This window comes from Enterobacter sp. CRENT-193 (genome assembly GCF_002787395.1).
Taxonomy (GTDB): Bacteria; Pseudomonadota; Gammaproteobacteria; order Enterobacterales; family Enterobacteriaceae; genus Enterobacter; species Enterobacter hormaechei_C.
On sequence record NZ_CP024812.1, the window covers coordinates 2,648,540 to 2,670,195 of the forward strand.

Annotated in this window: 23 protein-coding genes and 3 tRNA genes; 17 read left to right on the forward strand and 9 right to left on the reverse strand. The window is 53.4% G+C overall.

Features of this window, described 5'->3' with window-relative positions:
- Positions 1–195 precede the first annotated feature (195 nt).
- The 8 genes from CU081_RS13075 to sdiA all read left to right on the forward strand — a co-directional run bounded on the left by CU081_RS13075 (position 196) and on the right by sdiA (position 7,357).
- A complete protein-coding gene (locus CU081_RS13075) occupies positions 196–1,506 on the forward strand; it encodes a FliC/FljB family flagellin (protein ID WP_022651462.1) in 1,311 nt (436 codons plus the stop codon).
- Positions 1,507–1,669: 163 nt separating this feature from the next.
- Positions 1,670–2,389, forward strand: a complete 720-nt coding sequence (locus CU081_RS13080; RefSeq protein ID WP_003859623.1) for an RNA polymerase sigma factor FliA — start codon at positions 1,670–1,672, stop codon at positions 2,387–2,389.
- 54 nt (positions 2,390–2,443) lie between these two features.
- Positions 2,444–2,995, forward strand: a complete 552-nt coding sequence (fliZ, locus tag CU081_RS13085) for a flagella biosynthesis regulatory protein FliZ (RefSeq protein ID WP_015570235.1) — start codon at positions 2,444–2,446, stop codon at positions 2,993–2,995.
- A gap of 86 nt (positions 2,996–3,081) precedes the next feature.
- The gene (tcyJ, locus tag CU081_RS13090) at positions 3,082–3,882 is read left to right on the forward strand and encodes a cystine ABC transporter substrate-binding protein (RefSeq protein ID WP_003859627.1); all 801 of its coding nucleotides are present in this window, start codon (positions 3,082–3,084) and stop codon (positions 3,880–3,882) included.
- Positions 3,883–3,985: 103 nt separating this feature from the next.
- The gene (dcyD, locus tag CU081_RS13095) at positions 3,986–4,972 is read left to right on the forward strand and encodes a D-cysteine desulfhydrase (protein WP_022651461.1); all 987 of its coding nucleotides are present in this window, start codon (positions 3,986–3,988) and stop codon (positions 4,970–4,972) included.
- A 21-nt stretch (positions 4,973–4,993) separates the two neighbouring features.
- On the forward strand, positions 4,994–5,662 hold the full coding sequence (tcyL, locus tag CU081_RS13100) for a cystine ABC transporter permease (protein ID WP_003859632.1): 669 nt from the start codon (positions 4,994–4,996) through the stop codon (positions 5,660–5,662).
- Positions 5,659–6,411 carry an L-cystine ABC transporter ATP-binding protein TcyN gene (gene tcyN, locus CU081_RS13105; protein WP_039268957.1) on the forward strand — a complete coding sequence of 251 codons (753 nt, stop codon included), beginning with the start codon at positions 5,659–5,661 and terminating at the stop codon, positions 6,409–6,411. Before tcyL ends, tcyN begins: the two co-directional genes overlap by 4 nt.
- Positions 6,412–6,634: 223 nt before the next feature.
- The gene (gene sdiA, locus CU081_RS13110; RefSeq protein ID WP_003859639.1) at positions 6,635–7,357 is read left to right on the forward strand and encodes a transcriptional regulator SdiA; all 723 of its coding nucleotides are present in this window, start codon (positions 6,635–6,637) and stop codon (positions 7,355–7,357) included.
- A 64-nt stretch (positions 7,358–7,421) separates the two neighbouring features.
- On the opposite strand, the gene CU081_RS13115 is transcribed toward sdiA, so the two are convergent.
- Together CU081_RS13115 and CU081_RS26770 are read right to left on the reverse strand one after the other, a co-directional pair.
- On the reverse strand, positions 7,422–7,646 hold the full coding sequence (locus CU081_RS13115; RefSeq protein ID WP_003859644.1) for a DUF2594 family protein: 225 nt from the start codon (positions 7,644–7,646) through the stop codon (positions 7,422–7,424).
- Entirely contained in the window at positions 7,633–7,713 is an 81-nt protein-coding gene (locus CU081_RS26770; RefSeq protein ID WP_418235935.1) for a hypothetical protein, read from the reverse strand. The genes CU081_RS13115 and CU081_RS26770 overlap by 14 nt, the downstream gene beginning before the upstream one ends.
- A 397-nt stretch (positions 7,714–8,110) precedes the next feature.
- Here CU081_RS26770 and uvrY point away from each other — a divergent pair, with 397 nt between their 5' ends.
- The 8 genes from uvrY (at position 8,111) to CU081_RS13160 (ending at position 13,390) form a co-directional block, all read left to right on the forward strand.
- Positions 8,111–8,767, forward strand: a complete 657-nt coding sequence (gene uvrY, locus CU081_RS13120) for a UvrY/SirA/GacA family response regulator transcription factor (protein WP_003859647.1) — start codon at positions 8,111–8,113, stop codon at positions 8,765–8,767.
- Positions 8,764–10,596 (forward strand): excinuclease ABC subunit UvrC, encoded by a 1,833-nt coding sequence (uvrC, locus tag CU081_RS13125; RefSeq protein WP_003859650.1) that lies wholly within the window; start codon positions 8,764–8,766, stop codon positions 10,594–10,596. Before uvrY ends, uvrC begins: the two co-directional genes overlap by 4 nt.
- A 56-nt stretch (positions 10,597–10,652) precedes the next feature.
- Positions 10,653–11,201, forward strand: coding sequence for a CDP-diacylglycerol--glycerol-3-phosphate 3-phosphatidyltransferase (pgsA, locus tag CU081_RS13130; RefSeq protein WP_003859652.1), 549 nt, complete (start codon positions 10,653–10,655; stop codon positions 11,199–11,201).
- A 163-nt stretch (positions 11,202–11,364) separates the two neighbouring features.
- Positions 11,365–11,440: transfer RNA gene (locus CU081_RS13135), tRNA-Gly, on the forward strand.
- A gap of 51 nt (positions 11,441–11,491) precedes the next feature.
- Positions 11,492–11,565 (forward strand) — tRNA-Cys (locus CU081_RS13140).
- 11 nt (positions 11,566–11,576) lie between these two features.
- A tRNA-Leu gene (locus CU081_RS13145) sits at positions 11,577–11,663 on the forward strand.
- Positions 11,664–12,110: 447 nt separating this feature from the next.
- Positions 12,111–12,434 (forward strand): hypothetical protein, encoded by a 324-nt coding sequence (locus CU081_RS13155; protein ID WP_003859653.1) that lies wholly within the window; start codon positions 12,111–12,113, stop codon positions 12,432–12,434.
- Between the two features lie 29 nt (positions 12,435–12,463).
- The gene (locus CU081_RS13160) at positions 12,464–13,390 is read left to right on the forward strand and encodes a LysR substrate-binding domain-containing protein (RefSeq protein ID WP_022651459.1); all 927 of its coding nucleotides are present in this window, start codon (positions 12,464–12,466) and stop codon (positions 13,388–13,390) included.
- A 5-nt stretch (positions 13,391–13,395) separates the two neighbouring features.
- Here the strand turns inward: CU081_RS13160 and CU081_RS13165 are convergent, their stop codons facing one another.
- The 6 genes from CU081_RS13165 to CU081_RS13190 all read right to left on the reverse strand — a co-directional run bounded on the left by CU081_RS13165 (position 13,396) and on the right by CU081_RS13190 (position 19,004).
- The gene (locus CU081_RS13165) at positions 13,396–13,866 is read right to left on the reverse strand and encodes a hypothetical protein (RefSeq protein WP_003859658.1); all 471 of its coding nucleotides are present in this window, start codon (positions 13,864–13,866) and stop codon (positions 13,396–13,398) included.
- Between the two features lie 163 nt (positions 13,867–14,029).
- Positions 14,030–14,746: an ABC transporter ATP-binding protein gene (locus CU081_RS13170; protein WP_003859661.1), complete on the reverse strand. Its 717-nt coding sequence runs from the start codon at positions 14,744–14,746 to the stop codon at positions 14,030–14,032.
- On the reverse strand, positions 14,743–15,618 hold the full coding sequence (locus CU081_RS13175; protein ID WP_003859662.1) for an ATP-binding cassette domain-containing protein: 876 nt from the start codon (positions 15,616–15,618) through the stop codon (positions 14,743–14,745). Before CU081_RS13175 ends, CU081_RS13170 begins: the two co-directional genes overlap by 4 nt.
- The gene (gene livM / locus CU081_RS13180; RefSeq protein ID WP_003859664.1) at positions 15,615–16,889 is read right to left on the reverse strand and encodes a high-affinity branched-chain amino acid ABC transporter permease LivM; all 1,275 of its coding nucleotides are present in this window, start codon (positions 16,887–16,889) and stop codon (positions 15,615–15,617) included. The genes CU081_RS13175 and livM overlap by 4 nt, the downstream gene beginning before the upstream one ends.
- 11 nt (positions 16,890–16,900) lie before the next feature.
- Positions 16,901–17,815, reverse strand: a complete 915-nt coding sequence (locus tag CU081_RS13185; protein ID WP_003859667.1) for an ABC transporter permease subunit — start codon at positions 17,813–17,815, stop codon at positions 16,901–16,903.
- Positions 17,816–17,882: 67 nt separating this feature from the next.
- Positions 17,883–19,004 (reverse strand): branched-chain amino acid ABC transporter substrate-binding protein, encoded by a 1,122-nt coding sequence (locus CU081_RS13190; protein ID WP_003859669.1) that lies wholly within the window; start codon positions 19,002–19,004, stop codon positions 17,883–17,885.
- A gap of 411 nt (positions 19,005–19,415) precedes the next feature.
- Here CU081_RS13190 and CU081_RS13195 point away from each other — a divergent pair, with 411 nt between their 5' ends.
- Positions 19,416–20,084 (forward strand): YecA/YgfB family protein, encoded by a 669-nt coding sequence (locus tag CU081_RS13195; RefSeq protein ID WP_003859671.1) that lies wholly within the window; start codon positions 19,416–19,418, stop codon positions 20,082–20,084.
- Positions 20,085–20,400: 316 nt separating this feature from the next.
- On the opposite strand, the gene tyrP is transcribed toward CU081_RS13195, so the two are convergent.
- Positions 20,401–21,612 (reverse strand): tyrosine transporter TyrP, encoded by a 1,212-nt coding sequence (tyrP, locus tag CU081_RS13200; RefSeq protein ID WP_032645646.1) that lies wholly within the window; start codon positions 21,610–21,612, stop codon positions 20,401–20,403.
- Positions 21,613–21,656: the final 44 nt, after the last annotated feature.

Below are 21,656 nucleotides of genomic sequence, written 5' to 3' on the forward strand. Positions count from 1 at the left end.
AATTTCTTTTTTTTAATGGCGGGAATAACGGTAATAGAGAAGAGCTTTTCCGTGGCTAAAAAAATTAACGCGATCCTGAAAAAAAATCTAAAGGTTGGTTTGGACCAGACGATAACACCTTTGACGGCGATGAAGCCGAAGGGTGGAAACCCAAATCTAACCAAACAGATTTGATGAACAACAGGAATCGAAATCATGGCACAAGTCATTAATACCAACAGCCTCTCGCTGATCACTCAGAACAACATCAACAAGAACCAGTCCGCTCTGTCTTCTTCTATCGAGCGTCTGTCTTCTGGTCTGCGTATCAACAGCGCGAAAGATGACGCTGCGGGCCAGGCTATCGCTAACCGCTTCACCTCTAACATCAAAGGTCTGACTCAGGCTGCACGTAACGCTAACGACGGTATCTCTCTGGCGCAGACCACTGAAGGCGCACTGTCTGAAATCAACAACAACCTTCAGCGTGTTCGTGAACTGACCGTTCAGGCAACTACCGGTACTAACTCTGATTCTGACCTGTCTTCCATCCAGGACGAAATCAAATCCCGTCTGGACGAAATTGACCGCGTATCTGGTCAGACTCAGTTCAACGGCGTGAACGTGCTGGCAAAAGACGGCACCATGAAGATTCAGGTTGGCGCAAACGATGGTCAGACTATTTCCATTGATTTGCAGAAAATTGACTCTTCAACCTTGGGTCTGAGTGGATTCTCTGTTTCTCAAAACTCACTCAAGACTAGTGACGCGGTTACACAAATTAATACAGCGGCCAACTCTGCGCCGTTGAATGTTGATTTAAGTGGTGTTGCCTCAGATTTGGATGTAGAAGCATCAACTCTGACTCTGCGTAACGTTCTTGATAAAGATGGTGCAGCAACTGCAAATTACGTAGTTCAGTCAGGAAGCGACTTCTATGCCGCTTCAGTTGACCGCGACAGCGGTAAAGTAATTCTTAACAAAGCAGATATTGATTATACTGATAGTGCAAATGGCCTTAATACCACTGCTACCCAAGCTGGGCAACTGGTTAAAGTTACAACCGATAAAGATGGTAATGCAGCTTCTTACGTTACCTTCCAGGGTAAAAACTATGCAGCTAATGCGGATTCTCTGGTTGATACAGGTGATGACGATGCTACAAACCAAACAGCAGCGGCGACTACTAACAAAGTGACTGTTGCTCTTAGTGGTGCGACCCCTACAGCAGAATTCAAAGGAGCTGCAAGCGCAAATCCTTTGGCTGTTTTAGATAAAGCAATTGCTCAGATTGACAGCTTCCGTTCTTCTCTGGGTGCGGTACAGAACCGTCTGAGCTCTGCGGTAACCAACCTGAACAACACCACCACCAACCTGTCTGAAGCGCAGTCCCGTATTCAGGACGCCGACTATGCGACCGAAGTGTCCAACATGTCTAAAGCGCAGATCATCCAGCAGGCCGGTAACTCCGTGCTGTCCAAAGCTAACCAGGTTCCTCAGCAGGTTCTGTCTCTGCTGCAAGGCTAATCACCTGATTACGCTCAAACCCCGCTTCGGCGGGGTTTTTTCTGTCCGCATTCACGCGTAACCCCCCAAATAACCCCTCATTTCACCCACTATTCACCCGATTAAAACCCCTCCAGAATCGGATAATCATGCCGATAACTCAACTAACGCAGGGCTGTTTATCGTGAATTCACTCTATACCGCTGAAGGTGTAATGGATAAACACTCGCTGTGGCAGCGTTATGTTCCGCTGGTGCGTCACGAAGCATTGCGCCTCCAGGTGCGTTTGCCGGCGAGCGTGGAACTGGACGATCTGCTACAGGCGGGCGGTATCGGGTTATTGAATGCAGTTGACCGGTACGACGCTCTGCAAGGAACGGCATTTACGACTTACGCAGTGCAGCGTATTCGTGGTGCGATGCTGGACGAGCTGCGCAGCCGCGACTGGGTGCCGCGCAGCGTTCGCCGCAACGCGCGCGAAGTGGCGCATGCGATGGGGCAGCTGGAACAGGAACTGGGGCGCAACGCGACGGAAACCGAAGTGGCGGAACGTCTGGGCATTCCTGTTGAAGAATATCGTCAGATGTTGCTCGATACCAATAACAGCCAACTCTTCTCTTATGATGAGTGGCGCGAAGAGCATGGCGATAGCATCGAACTGGTGACGGATGAACATCAGCAAGAAAACCCGTTACACCACTTACTGGAAGGGAATTTACGCCAGCGCGTGATGGAAGCGATTGAAGCTTTACCGGAACGTGAGCAACTGGTGTTAACCCTCTATTACCAGGAAGAGCTCAATCTCAAAGAGATTGGTGCCGTGCTGGAGGTGGGCGAGTCACGGGTGAGCCAGCTGCACAGCCAGGCCATTAAACGCCTGCGCACAAAACTGGGTAAGTTATAGGTGAGTCATTCGCCTTGGAAATGCCGCACAACGTATTGACAACCAGGAGTTATCATGACGGTGCAGCAATCTAAAAGACGGCCTTTAAGCCGCTACCTGAAAGACTTTAAACACAGCCAGACGCATTGCGCCCACTGTAAAAAATTACTCGACCGCATCACGCTGGTTCGTCGCGGTGAAATCGTGAATAAGATTGCGATTTCCCGCCTCGACACGCTGATGGATGAAGCCGCCTGGCTTGAAGAGCAAAAAGAGTGGGTAGCGCTTTGCCGTTTCTGTGGCGATCTCCATTGCAAAGAGCAAAGCGACTTCTTCGATATTATCGGCTTCAAGCAGTTCCTGTTTGAACAAACCGAGATGAGTCACGGCACCGTGCGTGAATACGTGGTTCGCCTGCGCCGCCTGGGTCAGCATTTGACCATGCAAAATATCTCCCGCGATCTGCTGACGACCGGATACCTGGATGAAAATCTGGAGCCCTGGCTGCCCGCCACCAGTACCAACAATTACCGCATCGCGCTGCGAAAGTATGCACAATATAAAGTCCAGATGCCGGGCGTCATAAAGCAGAAAGTCCGCGCCGGAACAACTTCTGATATATATTAAAAAAGAATAAGATGTAGCGCAGCCGCCTTTGACGTTGCAGGCGATTTCTCTACACTACTCAAAAATTCCACTGTATCGGAGTACTTATGAAATTAGCACTTCTGGGTCGTCAGGCGCTGATGGGGATGATGGCCGTTGCGCTGGTCGCGGGGATGAGCGTGAAAACGTTCGCGGCAGAGAATCTGCTCAACAAAGTTAAAGAGCGCGGCACGCTGCTGGTTGGGCTGGAAGGAACCTATCCTCCGTTCAGCTTCCAGGGTGACGACGGTAAACTGACCGGTTTTGAAGTGGAGTTTGCGCAGGAGCTGGCAAAACACCTCGGCGTTAAAGCCTCCCTGAAACCCACCAAATGGGATGGGATGCTGGCGTCACTGGATTCCAAACGTATTGACGTGGTGATTAACCAGGTAACCATTTCTGACGAACGTAAGAAGAAGTATGACTTCTCCACGCCGTACACCGTGTCCGGTATTCAGGCGCTGGTGAAGAAAGGTAACGAAGGCAGCATCAAGTCCGCAGCGGATCTGAAAGGTAAGAAAGTCGGCGTCGGTCTGGGCACCAACTACGAAGAGTGGCTGCGCCAGAACGTGCAGGGCGTGGACATCCGTACCTACGATGATGACCCGACGAAATACCAGGATCTGCGCGTAGGCCGTATCGACGCCATTCTGGTGGACCGCCTGGCAGCGCTGGATCTGGTGAAGAAAACCAACAATACCCTGGCTGTCGCGGGTGATGCGTTCTCCCGTCAGGAGTCCGGCGTGGCGGTGCGTAAGGGTAACGAGGATCTGCTGAAAGCCATCGATGGTGCCATTGCTGAGATGCAGAAAGACGGTAGCCTGAAAGCGCTTTCTGAGAAGTGGTTCGGCGCAGACGTGACGAAATAATTCGCTGACTGACAAAAAAAGGCGCTTTTAAAAGCGCCTTTTTTATTTCTCGCGCGTCTGCGTGCATAATGAAATAACAATTGTTTGCGTGACCGGAGGAACCATGTCACTACAGAATTTAACGCGCTTTCCCCGTCTGGAATTTATCGGCGCACCCACGCCGCTGGAGTTTCTTCCGAGATTTTCTGACTATCTGGGGCGCGATATTTTCATTAAGCGTGACGATGTGACGCCCATGGCGATGGGCGGGAATAAGCTGCGCAAGCTGGAATTTCTCGCCGCCGATGCCCTGCGCGAGGGGACGGATACGCTGATCACCGCCGGGGCAATTCAGTCTAACCACGTTCGCCAGACGGCGGCAGTGGCGGCGAAGCTGGGGCTCCACTGCGTAGCCCTGCTGGAGAACCCGATCGGGACGCAGGCAGAGAATTACCTGACTAACGGTAACCGTCTGCTGCTGGATCTGTTCAACGTGCAGGTTGAAATGGTCGACGCGTTGACCGACCCGGCAGCACAGCTCGACGAGCTGGCGACGCGTCTGGAAGCGCAGGGTTTTCGTCCGTACGTGATCCCGGTTGGCGGCTCGAATGCGCTGGGTGCCCTCGGCTATGTTGAGAGCGCGCTGGAAATCGCTCAGCAGTGCGAAGGCGCGGTAAGTTTATCCTCGGTGGTGGTGGCGTCCGGCAGTGCGGGGACCCATGCCGGTTTAGCGGTCGGGCTTGAGCGGCTGATGCCGGAGGTCGAGCTGATTGGCGTGACGGTTTCCAGAAGCGTTGCGGACCAAAAGCCGAAAGTCGTCACCCTGCAACAGGCGGTGGCTGAACAGCTTGCGCTTCAGGCGAAGGCGGAAATATTGCTGTGGGATGACTATTTCGCGCCGGGCTATGGCACCCCCAATGATGAAGGGATGGAGGCCGTTAAGCTGCTGGCCCGTCTCGAAGGTATTCTGCTTGACCCGGTCTATACCGGTAAGGCAATGGCGGGCCTGATCGACGGCATCGCCCGGAAGCGCTTTAAGGATGAAGGACCTATTTTGTTTGTTCATACTGGCGGAGCGCCTGCGCTGTTTGCCTATCATCCTCATGTCTAAAAATCAGGTAGAAAAATAACAATGCAAGAAAGTATTCAACTGGTTATTGATTCGCTGCCGTTCTTGCTTAAAGGCGCGGTGTTTACTTTACAGCTCAGTATCGGCGGGATGTTCTTCGGGCTGGTGCTCGGGTTTGTGCTGGCACTGATGCGCATGTCCAACATCTGGCCGGTGCGATGGCTGGCGCGGTTTTACATCTCCGTGTTCCGCGGAACGCCGCTTATCGCCCAGCTGTTTATGATTTACTACGGGCTGCCACAGTTCGGTATCGAGCTGGATCCGATCCCGGCGGCGATGATTGGCCTGTCGCTGAATACAGCGGCGTACACCTCTGAAACGCTGCGTGCGGCGATCTCCTCCATCGATAAAGGGCAGTGGGAAGCGGCGGCCAGTATCGGGATGACCCCGTGGCAGACGCTGCGCCGGGCGATCCTGCCCCAGGCGGCGCGCGTGGCGCTGCCGCCGCTGAGCAACAGCTTTATCAGCCTGGTGAAAGACACCTCCCTTGCGGCGACCATTCAGGTGCCGGAGCTGTTCCGTCAGGCGCAGCTGATCACCTCGCGTACGCTGGAAGTGTTTACTATGTATCTGGCGGCCTCGCTGATTTACTGGGTGATGGCGACGGTGCTGTCCGCTCTGCAAAACTATTTTGAAAACCAGCTTAACCGCCAGGAGCGTGATCCAAAATGAGTGCAATTGACGTCAAAAACCTGGTGAAAAAATTCCACGGGCAAACGGTGCTGCATGGCATTGATCTTGAGGTTGAGCAGGGCGAAGTGGTGGCAATTATCGGCCCGAGCGGGTCAGGCAAAACCACGCTGCTGCGCAGCATCAATTTACTGGAGCAGCCCGAAGGCGGGACGATCCGCGTGGGTGATATCACCATTGATACCGGGAAACCCATCAGCCAGCAAAAAGGGCTGATTCGCCGCCTGCGCCAGCATGTCGGCTTCGTGTTCCAGAGCTTTAATCTCTTCCCGCACCGCACGGTGCTGGAAAACATTATTGAAGGGCCGGTCATCGTCAAGCGGGAACCTAAGGAAGACGCCACGGTCCGCGCCCGCGAGCTGCTGGCGAAGGTTGGCCTGGCAGGGAAGGAGACGAGCTATCCGCGTCGCTTATCTGGCGGGCAGCAGCAGCGTGTCGCTATTGCACGCGCGCTGGCGATGCGCCCTGATGTGATCCTGTTTGACGAACCCACATCCGCGCTCGATCCTGAGCTGGTTGGGGAAGTGCTGAACACCATCCGACAGCTGGCGCAGGAGAAACGCACGATGGTGATTGTGACGCATGAAATGAGCTTCGCCCGCGACGTTGCCGATCGGGCTATTTTCATGGATCAGGGGAGAATAGTTGAGCAGGGGCCAGCTAAAGCGCTGTTTGCCAATCCGCAGCAGCCCCGTACCCGTCAGTTCCTTGAAAAATTCTTAATGCAGTAGCATTTTAGCGTTCAATTTGCTCCAGATGCCGCTTCTGGAGCAAATTATCCTCCCTTAAACTCCGTTCTGTTGCTTTTTTATTCCGCCTGAAGTGGATAAGCCATCGCCAAATTAAAGATAATCGGCCTGTGGCCGATATTTTATATACATAATCATGCTAAATGTGTTAGGTTATATTCACCATAATAATGATTATCTTTATCAGAGGCTTCATTCGGCAAGTATGAGGGATATAGACTTTTTCACCTGGCGACGGGAATGCGTCCTCCGGTTTCAGCAAATGACCTGTGCTGACGAGGTATATCAGGAACTTCAGCGACAAACGCAGGCGCTTGAATTCGATTATTATGCGCTTTGTGTTCGACACCCTGTGCCATTTACCCGCCCGCGAACATCCGTCCATTCCAGTTATCCGCAACAATGGATGGCGCAATATCAGTCCGAGAATTATTTCGCCATTGACCCGGTACTGAAGCCGGAGAATTTCATTCAGGGACATTTGCCCTGGACGGATGAATTATTCACGGATGCCCAGCAATTATGGGACGGCGCGCGGGACCACGGTTTACGCAAGGGAATAACGCAGTGTCTGATGATGCCAAATCATGCGCTCGGTTTCCTTTCCGTGTCATGTACCAGCTTACAGGCACACTCGATATCCAGTGAAGAAGTTGAGCTGCGTTTACAAATGCTGGTCCAGATGGCGCTCACTACGCTGTTGCGCTTTGAACATGAGACGGTGATGCCGCCTGAAATGAAATTCAGCAAGCGTGAACGGGAAATTCTGAAGTGGACCGCAGAAGGGAAGACGTCGGCAGAAATCGCCATCATTCTTTCCATCTCGGAAAATACCGTCAATTTCCACCAGAAGAATATGCAGAAGAAATTCAACGCACCGAATAAGATCCAGATAGCGTGTTATGCCGCGGCGACGGGACTTATCTGACTGATATCACGTTCTGCGTGTCAGACGAGAAAACGGCTGAATGCTTTGCATCCAGCCGTTTTTGTTACTGGCGGTAGGCTTGTTTAATTTGCTTAACCGTATTGGCAAAAACAGCGGATTCCGCCTGGTCTTCCATCTGCGCGATCTGTTTTTCCATTTTAATGATCACACGACCAGCATCAGCCTGGCCCATCGCCTGTAGCATAAGCGTCAGCAGCGACTTCAGGCAGTTTACTTCCTGTGCCAGTTCCTGGTTATTCTCGGCAGTGGCAAATTCAGGTGTGCTCATTTATTTTCCTCATTATAAAACAGCGCATGAGCGCGACGATGAAAGTTAAGGCGGCGGAGTATACCACAAGCTATGGCAAAAAATGCAGTGGTTGTTTTTTATACTTGTCGCGCCGCGATTATTGGTCGACGCGGATTATGAAGGTACTCTGTCCAATATGTTAGCGGCAATTAAATGTTTATCCCCGGTTCGTCATTCGTTAATTGTTGTTACAAAAAATCGCGCGCACTTTTTCGTTTGAGTTAACAACTGTTTTAGTAACTTTTTGAATATCGATGCTAGAAAATAGCGGTAAAAGCCCAGCGGACAAGGGTTTTCTTTCCACTTGCTGTACAGCCTAATTTCCAAAAACGAGACCAGAATCGTATAGCCGATTTTTTAGCGTTTTAATCTTGCATGGAAAACCGTTAATATAAACCCAATTAGCAGTCAGTAGCGTTATCCCTATTCTGGAGACATTTCCTTTGATCAACGTCCTTCTTGTTGATGACCACGAACTGGTGCGCGCAGGGATACGACGCATTCTTGAAGATATAAAGGGTATTAAAGTTGCCGGCGAGGCGTGCTGTGGCGAAGATGCCGTCAAATGGTGTCGCGCTAACTCCGCAGACGTGGTGCTGATGGATATGAACATGCCCGGTATTGGCGGGCTTGAAGCCACGCGCAAAATCGCGCGCATGTTCGTTGATACCAAAGTTATCATGCTGACCGTCCATACCGAAAATCCGCTGCCTGCCAGGGTTATGCAGGCGGGTGCTGCCGGGTATCTCAGTAAAGGCGCCGCGCCGCAGGAAGTTGTCAATGCGATCCGCACCGTATACGCCGGGCAGCGTTACATCGCTTCTGATATTGCTCAACAGATGGCTCTGAGTCAGATTGAACCGGAAAAAACGGAATCTCCGTTTGCCAGTTTGTCTGAGCGCGAATTGCAGATTATGCTGATGATCACTAAAGGTCAGAAGGTGAATGAGATCTCAGAGCAGTTGAATCTCAGCCCGAAAACGGTCAACAGCTATCGCTATCGGATGTTCAGTAAATTGAACATTCACGGTGATGTCGAACTGACTCACCTGGCCATTCGCCATGGTTTGTGCAATGCGGAGTCGTTAATAAGTCAGTGAGTGAAGCGTTCGATTCAAAAGCATTTCTGAAAACCGTTACCAGCCAGCCGGGCGTCTACCGAATGTACGACGCTGGCGGTACGGTTATCTATGTCGGTAAGGCAAAAGATCTGAAAAAACGCCTTTCCAGCTATTTCCGCAGCAATCTTGCCTCTCGTAAAACCGAAGCACTGGTCGCACTCATCCACAACATTGATGTCACCGTGACGCACACGGAAACGGAAGCGCTGCTGCTTGAGCACAACTATATCAAGCTGTATCAGCCGCGCTACAACGTCCTGCTGCGCGATGATAAGTCCTACCCGTTTATCTTCCTGAGCGGTGATACCCATCCTCGCCTGGCGATGCATCGTGGCGCTAAGCATGCGAAGGGTGAATACTTTGGCCCTTTCCCGAACGGTTATGCCGTACGCGAAACGCTGGCGCTGTTGCAAAAAATCTTCCCCGTTCGCCAGTGTGAAAACAGCGTCTACCGCAACCGTTCCCGGCCGTGCCTGCAATATCAGATTGGCCGCTGCCTGGGGCCGTGCGTTGAAGGGCTGGTAAGCGAAGAAGAGTACGCGCAGCAGGTGGAATATGTCCGCCTGTTTTTAGCCGGGAAAGACGATCAGGTGCTGACGCAACTGATTACTCGTATGGAAAAAGCCAGCGCGGCGCTGGAATTTGAAGAGGCCGCACGCATCCGCGACCAGATCCAGGCGGTGCGCAGGGTGACCGAGAAGCAGTTTGTTTCTAATACGGGCGACGACCTCGATGTTATCGGCGTAGCCTTTGACGCCGGTCTGGCCTGCGTTCACGTGCTGTTTATTCGTCAGGGTAAAGTGCTCGGCAGCCGCAGCTACTTCCCGAAAGTGCCTGGCGGCACCGAGCTGGGTGAAGTGGTGGAGACTTTCGTCGGCCAGTTTTATTTGCAGGGCAGCCAGATGCGTACGCTGCCCTCGGAGATCCTTCTAGACTTCACGCTCGACGATAAAACCCTGCTGGCGGAATCGCTTTCAGAGCTGGCAGGCCGCCGGGTGAATGTCCAGACGAAACCGCGGGGCGATCGCGCACGTTATCTGAAGCTGGCGCGAACCAATGCCGCCACGGCGCTGACCACCAAACTGTCCCAGCAGTCGACCGTCAGCCAGCGTTTAACCGCCCTTGCTACGCTGCTCAAGCTGCCGGAAGTGAAACGCATGGAATGCTTCGACATCAGCCATACGATGGGTGAGCAGACCGTGGCGTCGTGTGTGGTCTTTGATGCGAATGGCCCCCTGCGGGCAGAGTATCGTCGCTATAACATCACCGGCATTACGCCCGGTGACGATTATGCCGCCATGAACCAGGTGCTGCGCCGTCGCTATGGTAAAGCGATTGAAGAGAGCAAAATCCCGGACGTTATCCTTATCGACGGCGGGAAAGGGCAGTTGGGGCAGGCGAAGGCGGTATTCGAATCGCTCGACGTAGAGTGGGACAAGAACCATCCGCTGCTGCTAGGGGTAGCGAAGGGGGCAGATCGTAAGGCTGGCCTGGAAACGCTGTTCTTTGAGCCGGAAGGCGAGGGCTTTAGCCTGCCGCCGGATTCCCCTGCGCTGCACGTGATCCAGCATATTCGCGATGAGTCGCACGATCATGCCATCAGCGGGCACCGTAAAAAACGGGCGAAAGTGAAAAATACCAGTACCCTTGAGACGATTGAAGGCGTCGGGCCAAAACGTCGCCAGATGCTGTTGAAGTATATGGGCGGATTGCAAGGATTACTCAACGCCAGTATGGAAGAAATTGCAAAAGTGCCGGGTATTTCGCAAGGGCTGGCAGAAAAGATCTACTACTCGTTGAAACATTGAGGGCTCTGTAGCAACATAGAGCTAAATTTTACTGACAACAGACAGTTACCGTCATCATGCGATTTAATATCCCTACGTTGCTCACTCTCTTTCGCGTTGTGCTCATTCCGTTCTTCGTCCTGGCATTTTACCTGCCGGTCGTCTGGGCGCCTTTTGCCTGTGCGCTTATTTTCCTGATCGCTGCCGTGACGGACTGGTTTGACGGTTATCTGGCGCGTCGCTGGAACCAGAGCACCCGCTTTGGCGCATTCCTCGATCCGGTTGCGGATAAGGTGATGGTAGCAATCGCGATGGTGCTGGTGGCGGAACATTATCATACCTGGTGGGTGACGCTGCCTGCCGCGACCATGATTGGACGTGAGATTATTATCTCTGCCCTGCGCGAGTGGATGGCGGAGCTGGGTAAACGCAGCAGCGTGGCGGTGTCCTGGATTGGGAAAGTTAAAACCACTGCGCAGATGGCGGCGCTGGTGTGGATGCTGTGGCGTCCGAATGCCTGGGTTGAGTGGGCCGGCATTGGTCTGCTGTGGGTTGCGGCGGTGCTGACATTGTGGTCAATGCTGCAATATTTGAACGCTGCGCGCGGTGATTTGCTTGAACAGTGATCGTTTCGGCTTAATTTTCAGCAAACGGTCCTGAGATGCAAAAAATAACGTTGACTCATAACGTCATATCAGTAGAATGCAACGCATCGAACGGCGGCACAGTTAGCCGGACGATAATGAAATCAAGTGGTTAGGAAGTCGTTAAATAGTTACTTGATGACATGCGGGAATAGCTCAGTTGGTAGAGCACGACCTTGCCAAGGTCGGGGTCGCGAGTTCGAGTCTCGTTTCCCGCTCCAGATTAAAGCATCGGCAGTTTGCGGGTGCAGGTCGAAAGACAACAGATTTAAGGCGCGTTAGCAAAGCGGTTATGTAGCGGATTGCAAATCCGTCTAGTCCGGTTCGACTCCGGAACGCGCCTCCACTTTCTTCCCTGGCCGGATGGTGGAATCGGTAGACACAAGGGATTTAAAATCCCTCGGCGTTCGCGCTGTGTGGGTTCAAGTCCCACTCCGGCTACCATGGGAAAACGCAGAATAATCAAAGCAATAAGCAGTGTCGTGAAACCACCGAAAGGTGGTTTTTTTGTGCCTGCAATTCCCCCTTCCTGACAACAAATCTTATTTTTCGTGCCTGACCCATGCACAACCATAATTTTTCGATCATTATGCGTCGAGGGCGTTTCCTTATCGCGTAAATTCTTATATCTCCGTTTCATCGATTGCCCTGCGGCAGCTTCGCAGATAACTTCATTTGGATTTTCCTTAGAAAAAGTGGAAGAGCTTGCAAATGGGCTGGGCAAGGGTATCAACAAATGATCAAAACATTGTTCTCCGGCGACAAGCTCTCGAACGTACAGGATATGAACTACGGTTGACAAGAGGCATCTAAAACCGCAATGGCGCTGGATTTGACCACTGGGAGCATTACGGGATGGCAGATGTACCAGATAGCTAAAGAGAATTGATTATGTCACAAGAATTAGAATTTTCGCTTCATCCACCCGTTTGGCCTGCCATCGTCTATTTTGTTGTATCTGTTGCAATTTTTTTCTTGCTTTATCTCGGGAAACTAAAAGTTAACAGGCTGCATAAATACCCGCTATTTATCGCATATATGGTGTTTGTAATCGCTGTTGCAGCCGTTCAGATAAACATCTTTGCTAATGGCTACGAGTTTGTCCGCAGCTTTTTGCATATCGATTTTGACCCCTATCGATATGACTCGGTATATTGGGGATCATTGTTTTTCTCCATAATTTACTTGCTGGCGTTGCCCCGGAACAAGTTTTAGCATAATGAAATTTTCATTTAAGGGACGTTATGTCTTTACCGCCATTGTATGCACTGCGTGCGTTTGAAGTTGCTGCGCGGTTGAACTCCTTCAGTAAAGCCGCTGAAACGCTCAATATTACGCCGGGTGCGGTCAGCAGACATGTTCGTACCCTTGAACTGTGGTTCGACTGCGAGCTTTTCAAAAGGCAAGGTCCTCGCGTGGAGGTCACTGAAGCCGGGCGAGTGCTTGCCGGACAGCTGAACGAGAGCTTCACGAGCATTGAATGGGCCTGCCGGGCATTTCGCAGTGAAAACCACCTGCTGCGGTTAAAAGCACCCAGCACCCTGACCATGAGATGGCTTCTCGACGTGCTGCGATCTTTTCGCAACAACCATGCAAAACCACAGGTTGAGATTGCCAGCGTCTGGATGGACATTGATACCGTTGATTTCAATCTTGAGCCCTACGACTGCGCCATCCTTCTTGGTAATGGCCGTTTTGGTGACACAACGGAGAGTCAGCTGCTTTTTCATGAATGGCTTATCCCGGTTTGTACCCCATCACTTATCGAACCGGCCCGGCAACGGCTTCCGCAATGCGATTTGATCCATCCTTCACCGGACAGACGTGACTGGCGGCGCTGGCTGCGAAGAACAGGATTGTTCCCGGGGCTCGATATGAGCAGCGGTATGGTGTTCGATACCCTTGAACAGGGAAGTATTGCCGCGATGAACGGGCACGGCATCGCTATCGCCGACCTGCATCTCACGCTTGATGCCCTGAAAAGTGGCCTGCTGGGCCTGCCGTTCAGGGAAGCTATTGCGACGGGGGATGGCTACTACCTCGTCTGGCCAAAAAATTCACTCAAAAGAGAGAGCATTCAGCATCTTCTGGCCTGGCTGCAAAACCATACCCCGGTCGTTCCGGCGCTGGATATCGATTATCTGGAATACGATGACAGTCGGGTTTATTAATACCGTTATGAATAAGATATGTTTGCCATCTTTTTATAACGTTCTGGCAAAGCGCTGTTCAGGCTGAGTATCTTATCCAGAATATAAAATGCTGGCGTGTTTTTCTGTTGCTCAGCGTCAATGATTGCCGCACGTAATAGCGTGGCGGCAGACGAAATTCTGTTAAAATATTCTTCAGTCTCGGGCGTCTGTAATTCACCCGACGTGGCGTAACGCACGTCCGGCCAGCCGGAGAAGTCGAGCAGCGGAAGGGGCTTTCCTGCTTCAGGATGACAGGCTGAAATCAGCGCAGCCGCTTGCTTAGGGTCGCGATGGGCAACGGATAGCATGTATACGCGCTGCGCAAACGGTGACAGAGCCTCAGAGTGATGTTTCGTCGCCATAAGCATGGCCATAAAATCCTGTAAATCATCGGCTGAATCGGTGTCAGGTGGTAATACAGTTTTCAATAACTGATATAACGCATCAAGTGTCATATTTGCCCCGGATCCTCTTATCATTATTATTCAGTTTGCGGCTGAACGTTTTATCGACCCGCGCAAAGGCGGGTCGTGAAGATGATATTTGAATGCGGTCGCATCAGAAAAACGATTAATAATGGCAATCACTGTGAGTTTTTCTCACTATAGCCTTTTCGTTTCACACTCCACCCAGGTACGCCTTCCTCACCTCCGGATCCTTCAGCAACGCCTCGCCGCTGCCGCTTAACCGAATCTGGCCGTTAACCATCACATAGCCGCGGTCGGACAACTTCAGCGCGTGGTGCGCATTCTGCTCGACCAGAAAAATCGTCATTCCGTTACGGGCCAGTTCGCGCAGCGTCTGGAAGATCTGTTTAACCACAATTGGCGCGAGGCCGAGGCTGGGTTCATCCAGCAGCAGAAGTTTAGGACGGCTCATCAGCGCGCGGGCGATAGCCAGCATTTGCTGTTCACCGCCTGAAAGCGTCATCGCCCGCTGGTTACGTCGCTCTTTGAGGCGAGGGAAGAGGTCGAACATGCTTTGCATATCTTCCGCTGCATGCTGATTGCCGACGGGGATTGTCCCCATCAGCAGGTTCTCTTCTACAGACATATCCGGGAAAATGCGTCGTCCCTCAGGTGCCTGCGCGATGCCGCCGGTGGCAACATAGTGGGTAGATTTGTGGCTGATATCCTCGCCGCAGAAGAGGATCTGCCCGTTGCGGATCCGGGGCTGACCAAAGACAGACATCAGTAATGTTGACTTCCCCGCGCCGTTAGCGCCAATCAGGGCAACGGTTTCCCCTTCGTTAACCTCAAGCGAAACCTGCTTCAACGCCTGGATCACCCCGTAGAAAACATCCACATCCTGAAACTGAAGCATCGGTTCGCTCACAGATTTACCTCGCTTTCGTCGGTGCCCAGATACGCGGCAATCACTTTTTCATTGTGCTGAATCTCAGCCGGTTTACCTCTGGCAATTACATCGCCGTGATCGAGCACAATGATGTCATCTGAAATGCCCATCACCATCCCCATATCATGCTCGATCAGCAAAACCGTGATGTCATGGTGGTCGCGCAGGAACCGGATGATCTCACTCAGCTTGTGCGTCTCCACCGGGTTCAGGCCGGCAGCAGGTTCATCGAGACAAATCATCTCCGGGCCGGTACACATGGCGCGGGCGATTTCGAGGCGTCGTTGCTGACCATAGGACATTTCCCCGGCCAGACGGTTCGCGCAATCCACCAGATCCACCACCTCCAGCCAGTAAAACGCCCGGTCCAGCGCATCGTTTTCTGCCCGACGATACGCAGGGGTATTCAGCACACCCGCCAGCAGATTGCGGTTGACGCGCATGTGCTGTGCCACCAGCAGGTTTTCCACAACAGACATCTCGCGGAACAGGCGGATGTTCTGAAACGTGCGCGCAAGACCCGCGCGGTTCACCAGATGCGTGCCGCCAAACATTTTATAGAACAGGCGTTGACCAAGCTGCGCCGGGTTGAGCCAGTCGCCCGGCTGGAATTTCTGGCCGAGCACCTGAATGACATTGGTGGTTTTATTTCGTGCATTGAACAGAATGTTGCCGCCGGAGGCCCGGTAGAAACCGGTCAGGCAGTTAAAGACGGTCGTTTTTCCTGCGCCGTTAGGCCCAATCAGTGCGGTAATGGAGCCGCGCTGCACCTCAAGATTGACGTCGTTTAAGGCCTTGATCCCGCCGAAGTGCATCATCAGATGTTCTACACGTAAAATCGTTGCGTTCATGGCGCCACTCCTTTACGCACGGTAAATCCGCTGCGGTTGATGCGGATCAGACCGCGAGGACGCCAGATCATCATCACCACCATCAGCATGCCAAACAGCAGCACCCGGTATTCCGCAAAGCTGCGCAGCAGTTCCGGCGTGACGGTCAGCACAAAGGCGGCCAGTACGACGCCGACGGTGGAGCCCATCCCGCCCAGGACCACAATGGCGAGGATCAGGGCCGATTCAAAAAAGGTGAAAGAGGTCGGGTTAACAAACCCCTGGTAGGTGGCAAAAAACACCCCGGCGATACCTGCCGTCGATGCGCCCAGGGTGAAGGCCGAGAGTTTGACCAGAACGTGATTCAGCCCCATGGAACGGCAGGCAATCTCATCCTCACGGAGCGCTTCCCACGCCCGTCCAATGGGCATTCGGGTCAGCCGGTGTTTAATGTAGAGCACCAGCATGACTACCAGGAAAAGTACCGCATAGATGAAAATAAACTTCATGTTGGGGTTATAGGTCAGGCCGAAGAACTCGTGGAAGGGGACGCCGCCTTCTTTGGCGCGTCGGCCAAACTCAAGGCCAAAAAAGGTTGGGGCAGGGGCTGAAACGCCGTTTGGCCCGCCGGTGAAGGTGAGCCAGTTGTTCAGCACCAGGCGGATGATCTCGCCAAACCCGAGCGTGACGATGGCGAGATAATCCCCGTGCATGCGCAACACCGGAAAGCCAAGCAGGGCGCCTGCGCCCGCGGCCATTAGCGCCGCCAGCGGCAGCATGCTCCAGAACCCAAGCCCCAGATACTGATACCCGAGCGCCAGCCCGTAAGCGCCGATGGCATAGAAGGCGACATAACCCAGATCCAGCAGCCCTGCCAGGCCAACAACAATGTTCAGCCCAAGACCGAGCAGGACGTAGATCAGTCCGAGAATGGCAACCGTCAGAAGGTATTTCGTTGCTACAAACGGGAAGCAGATCGCCAGCGTGACAATCAGCGGAATGATCCAGCGCATGCGGCTTTTATACGCCGGCGGCCGGACATACACGCCCGCATTGTCGGATTCAAACCGCGTCTGTAAACGTCTTCCGGCCGCCGTAGCTGAAAAGGCGCTCAGCAAAAAACGTCCCACCATCACCGTGCCAACAATCCACGCCAGCCGCTGGCCGTCAAAGGTAAAGCTGTAACCATCCAGTATCACACCCGCAATCGGGCCGAAAATAATCAGGGCGATCATTCCGGAAAAAATTGCGTCCAGAATGCAGCGCTTCAGGGAAAAACCGTCAGAGGTCATCGCGTTGTTCCTTACACTTTAGCCACGACAGGGCGGCCCAGCAGCCCCTGAGGACGGAAGATCAGAATTAAGACCAGCAATCCAAACGAGAACACGTCTTTATAATCCGAGTTCACCATCCCGGAGAATTGCGCTTCTGCGACGCCCAGAATCAGCCCGCCAAGCATCGCACCGGGCAAAGAGCCGATGCCGCCCAGCACCGCCGCCGTAAAGGCCTTGATGCCGATAACAAACCCGACGTAAAAATCAAAGGTGCCGTAATTCATGGTGATCAGCACGCCCGCCAGCCCGGCCATGGCTGCGCCGATAACAAACACCAGCGAAATTATTCTGTCAGTGTTGATACCCAGGATGGAGGCCATCTTACGATCCTGCTGTACCGCACGGCACATGCGTCCTAAGCGGGTACGGTTGATAATCCAGGTCAGCACCAGCATGCCCGCGAACGAGGCGATGAGGATAAAGACTTTGGTATAGGTTATCTGGACAAACCCTTCGCCAAGGTGAAAACGCAGCACGCCATCAAGCATGGTGGGCACGCCCTGCTGGCGCGGGCCCTGGCTGAGCTGGACGTAGTTTTGCAGTATCAACGACATCCCGATGGCCGAAATCAGCGGCGCCAGACGCGTCGAGTTGCGTAGCGGCTTATAGGCGATGCGCTCAATCGTCCAGCCATAAACGCCAGTGACCACGATGGTGAATACCAGCGTCCCCAGGATCAGCAGCGGAAAGGAGTGGAGTCCAAAAAACGCCAACAGGGCCAGGCCAATGGCCGAGAGATAGGCGGAGATCATATACACTTCGCCGTGGGCGAAATTGATCATACCGATGATGCCGTACACCATGGTGTAGCCGATGGCGATAAGACCGTAGACCGACCCCAGCGTTAAGCCATTAATTAATTGTTGCAGAAAGAATGTACTCATGGTCGCGCACCTGAATAAGGGTTACGCCGACAGTCAGACCTGCCGGCGCTGAGCAGATTCCGTCCCGTTATGGCACTTCTTTATATTTGCCTTTGTCATCCCACTGGTAGACCACGTAGTCAGAGACTTTGAGGTCACCTTTGCTGTCCCAGGCTTTTTTACCCATCACCGTGTCGACAGGGTTGGCCTTCAGCCACTCGCTGGCTTTTGCGGAATCCGTCCCTTTCGTGGCCTTGAATGCCGCCGCGATAGCCTGCACAGACGCGTAGGCGTAGAGGGTGTACCCTTCAGGTTCAAATTTACCGGTGCGGAATTTCTCGATGACGGCTTTTCCGTCCGGGATCAGGCGCGGATCTTTACCGAAGGTCATGTAAATACCGTTGGTGTACTGTGCCCCACCGGCGGCGGTGACCATCTCTTCATTGACGATACAGTCTCCCGAGAAGAACTTCGCCTGCACGCCCTGTTCACGCATCTGGCGAACCAGCGGGCCCGCTTCCGGGTGACAGCCCCCGAAGAACACCACGTCCGGTTTTTGTGCGCCGATTTTGGTCACCAGCGCGTTAAAGTCTTTCTCCCCGCGGGACAACCCTTCGTACATCACCTCCTTAACGCCGCGTTTCGCCAGCGCCGCTTTAGTGGCATCCGCCAGCCCCTGACCGTAGGTGTCTTTATCGTGGATGATGACCACCCGTTTGGCTTTCAGCTTATCAAGAATAAAATCGCTGGCGACCTGGCCCTGCTGGTCGTCACGTCCGCACATGCGAAATATGTCGCTCATGCCACGTTCGGTAATCAGTGGGTTCGTTGAGCCGGGAGTGATGGAGAGGATCCCGGCATCGCTATAGACCTCGGAGGCGGGCATGGTCGACGAAGAGCAGAAGTGGCCGACGACCGCTTTCACCTTATCCTGATCGACTAAGCGGTTGGCAACGGCGACGGCCTGTTTGGGCTCGCAGGCGTCGTCGCCCTGAACCAGTTTGATTTTCTCACCGTTGATCCCGCCGGCGGCGTTAATGTCTTCCGCCGCCTGCGTAGCGCCATGCCAGTATTGATCGCCGTAGGTTGCGTTCGGGCCTGTGAACGGCCCGGCCACGCCGATGACGATATCGGCCTGCGCGGAAAAGGCCGTCACCAGACAACCGGCCAGCACCAGGGAGAGGGGAGTTTTGGTAAATTTCAGCGACATTATTATGTTCCTTAGCAAAGAGGTTTTTGCACCAGGTATAAACCCGAACGCCTGATGGCATCGTAAATCCAAAAACAAGAGCGAGAACAAAATGCACTTTAGAAGCAATCTCATGCTTAATACGGCGAGGATCCCACGCACCGCGAAGCGCGCAGAACATTAAGCAAAAAGGTTGCCAGAATGGTTAATCCCTTGACCGGGTCACAACACGTTGAGTATAGAGCGCCGTTTTATGCGCCTTTGCGGGATGATATGAATTTACAGCGGAGATCACATCTCCTTAACAACAAAGCCCATAAGTTGTGCAACGGTCACGATTTGCACGTTTTTGCAGCAATAAAGACCTAAACTTCAGATAGGCACGCGCGGCGATATATGTCAGGATCGTTTTTTTTATCAGGAGTATCAGCAATGGCTGAAGGCCCATTAAATGAAAGCGAGATGGCGTGGCTGGAAGAGACATTAATCTCTTACGGTCACGACGATGCATCCGTTATTGACGTGTCCGAACTGGACGGCATGCTTACCGCAGTACTTTCCGGTCCCGTTGTGGTGGAGCCCGACACCTGGCTGGTGGCGGTCTGGGGTGGTGAGAAATATATTCCTCGCTGGAAAAACGATCGTGAGATGAACCGTTTTATCGATCTCTGCTTTAAGCACATGAACGATATTGCCGAGCGTTTGAGCGAATACCCGGATCAGTTTGAACCGCTGTTTGGCTATAACGACGTTGACGGTCAGAGCTATACCGTGGTGGAAGAGTGGTGCTATGGCTACATGCGCGGCGTGGCGCTGACGGACTGGTCATCCCTGCCGGAAGCGCTGGAAGCGGACCTGGCGGTGATTGCCCTGCACGGGACGGAAGAGAACAGCGAGAAGCTGGATGCGCTGACCGAAGAGGAGTATATGGCCAGCATCGAGAGCATTCAGCCTGCGGCGCTGCGCTTGTATAACTACTGGGTGGCTAACCCGCAGCAGCCGGAAGCGAAAAAGCCGATCGTGAACGGGTCGAAGGTGGGGCGTAACGACCCGTGCCCGTGCGGGAGTGGGAAGAAGTTTAAAAGCTGCTGCCTGCATTAAATCATTAATTACTGTGGCCTGAATGGGGCACGGGTGTTGAGTCCCCGCTAAAATCGGCGAACCGGAGACCAGATGACAAGGGCTGGACGCCATGGATGGCGGCCAGAGGCGAATCGAGACAGGATGTCGAGTTGAGCCGACCGCAGGCAGATGGTCGGGAGGTGAGCGCAGTGCGAAGCACCGATTTTCCGCGGGGCCGCGGGGATTGATAAGGGGGCCGCGGCGGCCCCCTTATCCCGTTCACATGCTGTGAAAAAATTATATTCTGTTGATCTTAAGGTGAACGGAACAGTACCTCAGGACCTGTATAAATAAGTTATCCCACTTCCGGCAGCATCCCCGCTGCAATCAAAATCTGCACCAGAATAATCGCCACACCGCACCCAAACACCACGCACAGCATTGGCGTACCGCCCGCTACGCGATACCCCTGCTGCGGATGTTGCTGGCGGCTCTTCCACGCCAGCAGGGAAGGCAGCAGCAGGGCCAGTACCGATAACGCCACGCCGGCATACCCCAGCGCCATCACAAACCCGCGCGGGTAAAAGAGCGAGAAGGCCAGCGGCGGCAGGAAGGTCATCGCCCCCGTCTGTAAGCGTCCCGCAACGGTATTGCGACGCTGGAACAGATCCGCCATATAGTCAAACAGACCAAGCGCCACGCCGAGGAAGGAGGTTGCCAGCGCCAGGTCTGCAAACAGATGTACCGCCAGCTCCACGTGTGAAGAGGCCACCACGTTACGCAGGGCAACCAGGAATCCATTCAGACCAGAATGCTCTGCCATCAGGCCGATAAAGGTATTGGAATCAATACTGCCCAGCGTCACCAGCTGCCAGAACAGGTAAGCAATCAACGGAATGGCGCTGCCGATAACAAAGACGCGGCGTAGCTTGCGAATATCACCGTTCATATAGCTCACGATGCTCGGTACGCTGCCGTGAAAACCGAAGGAGGTGAAAATAACCGGGATGGCCGAAAGCGCCAGACCTTTCTCCAGCGGGAGGGAGAGCAGGTTAATCTTGTGAACATGCGGTGCCAGCAGCACCAGCATCACAACAAGGAAAAGAATTTTGGCGCTGAACAAAAAACGGTTAAACAGATCGACCAGCGATGTGCCCGCGCAAACCACGCCGCCACCAATCAGCGTAAAGACAATGGCGCCTGTTTCCGGTGAAAGCGACGCACCGAAGCCGTCATTGATACTTGACGCAATCAGCTCCCCGGCGCCGCTGATGTAAGCGGCAGTCAGGGCGTACATCAGGAACATCATGCTGAAACCGGTGATCCACTGCCCGTAGCGTCCAAGATAGCGTGCAGCCAGGGAGCCTAAGCCAGTATCGGCAGGGACATGCTGATAAACCTCCAGCAATAATAGCGCGGTGTAACACATCAGGGCCCACAGACCGCCCAGCAGCACTACGGTAATCCCAAACCCGACGCCAGCGGCAGCCAACGGCATGGCCAACATTCCTGCGCCAATTGTCGTTCCGGCGACGATAAAAATACTTCCCAGAGTTCTGTTCTTCACGCTTTCCTCTACAACGCTTCCATACCGCGACTCATTCTGCGGCG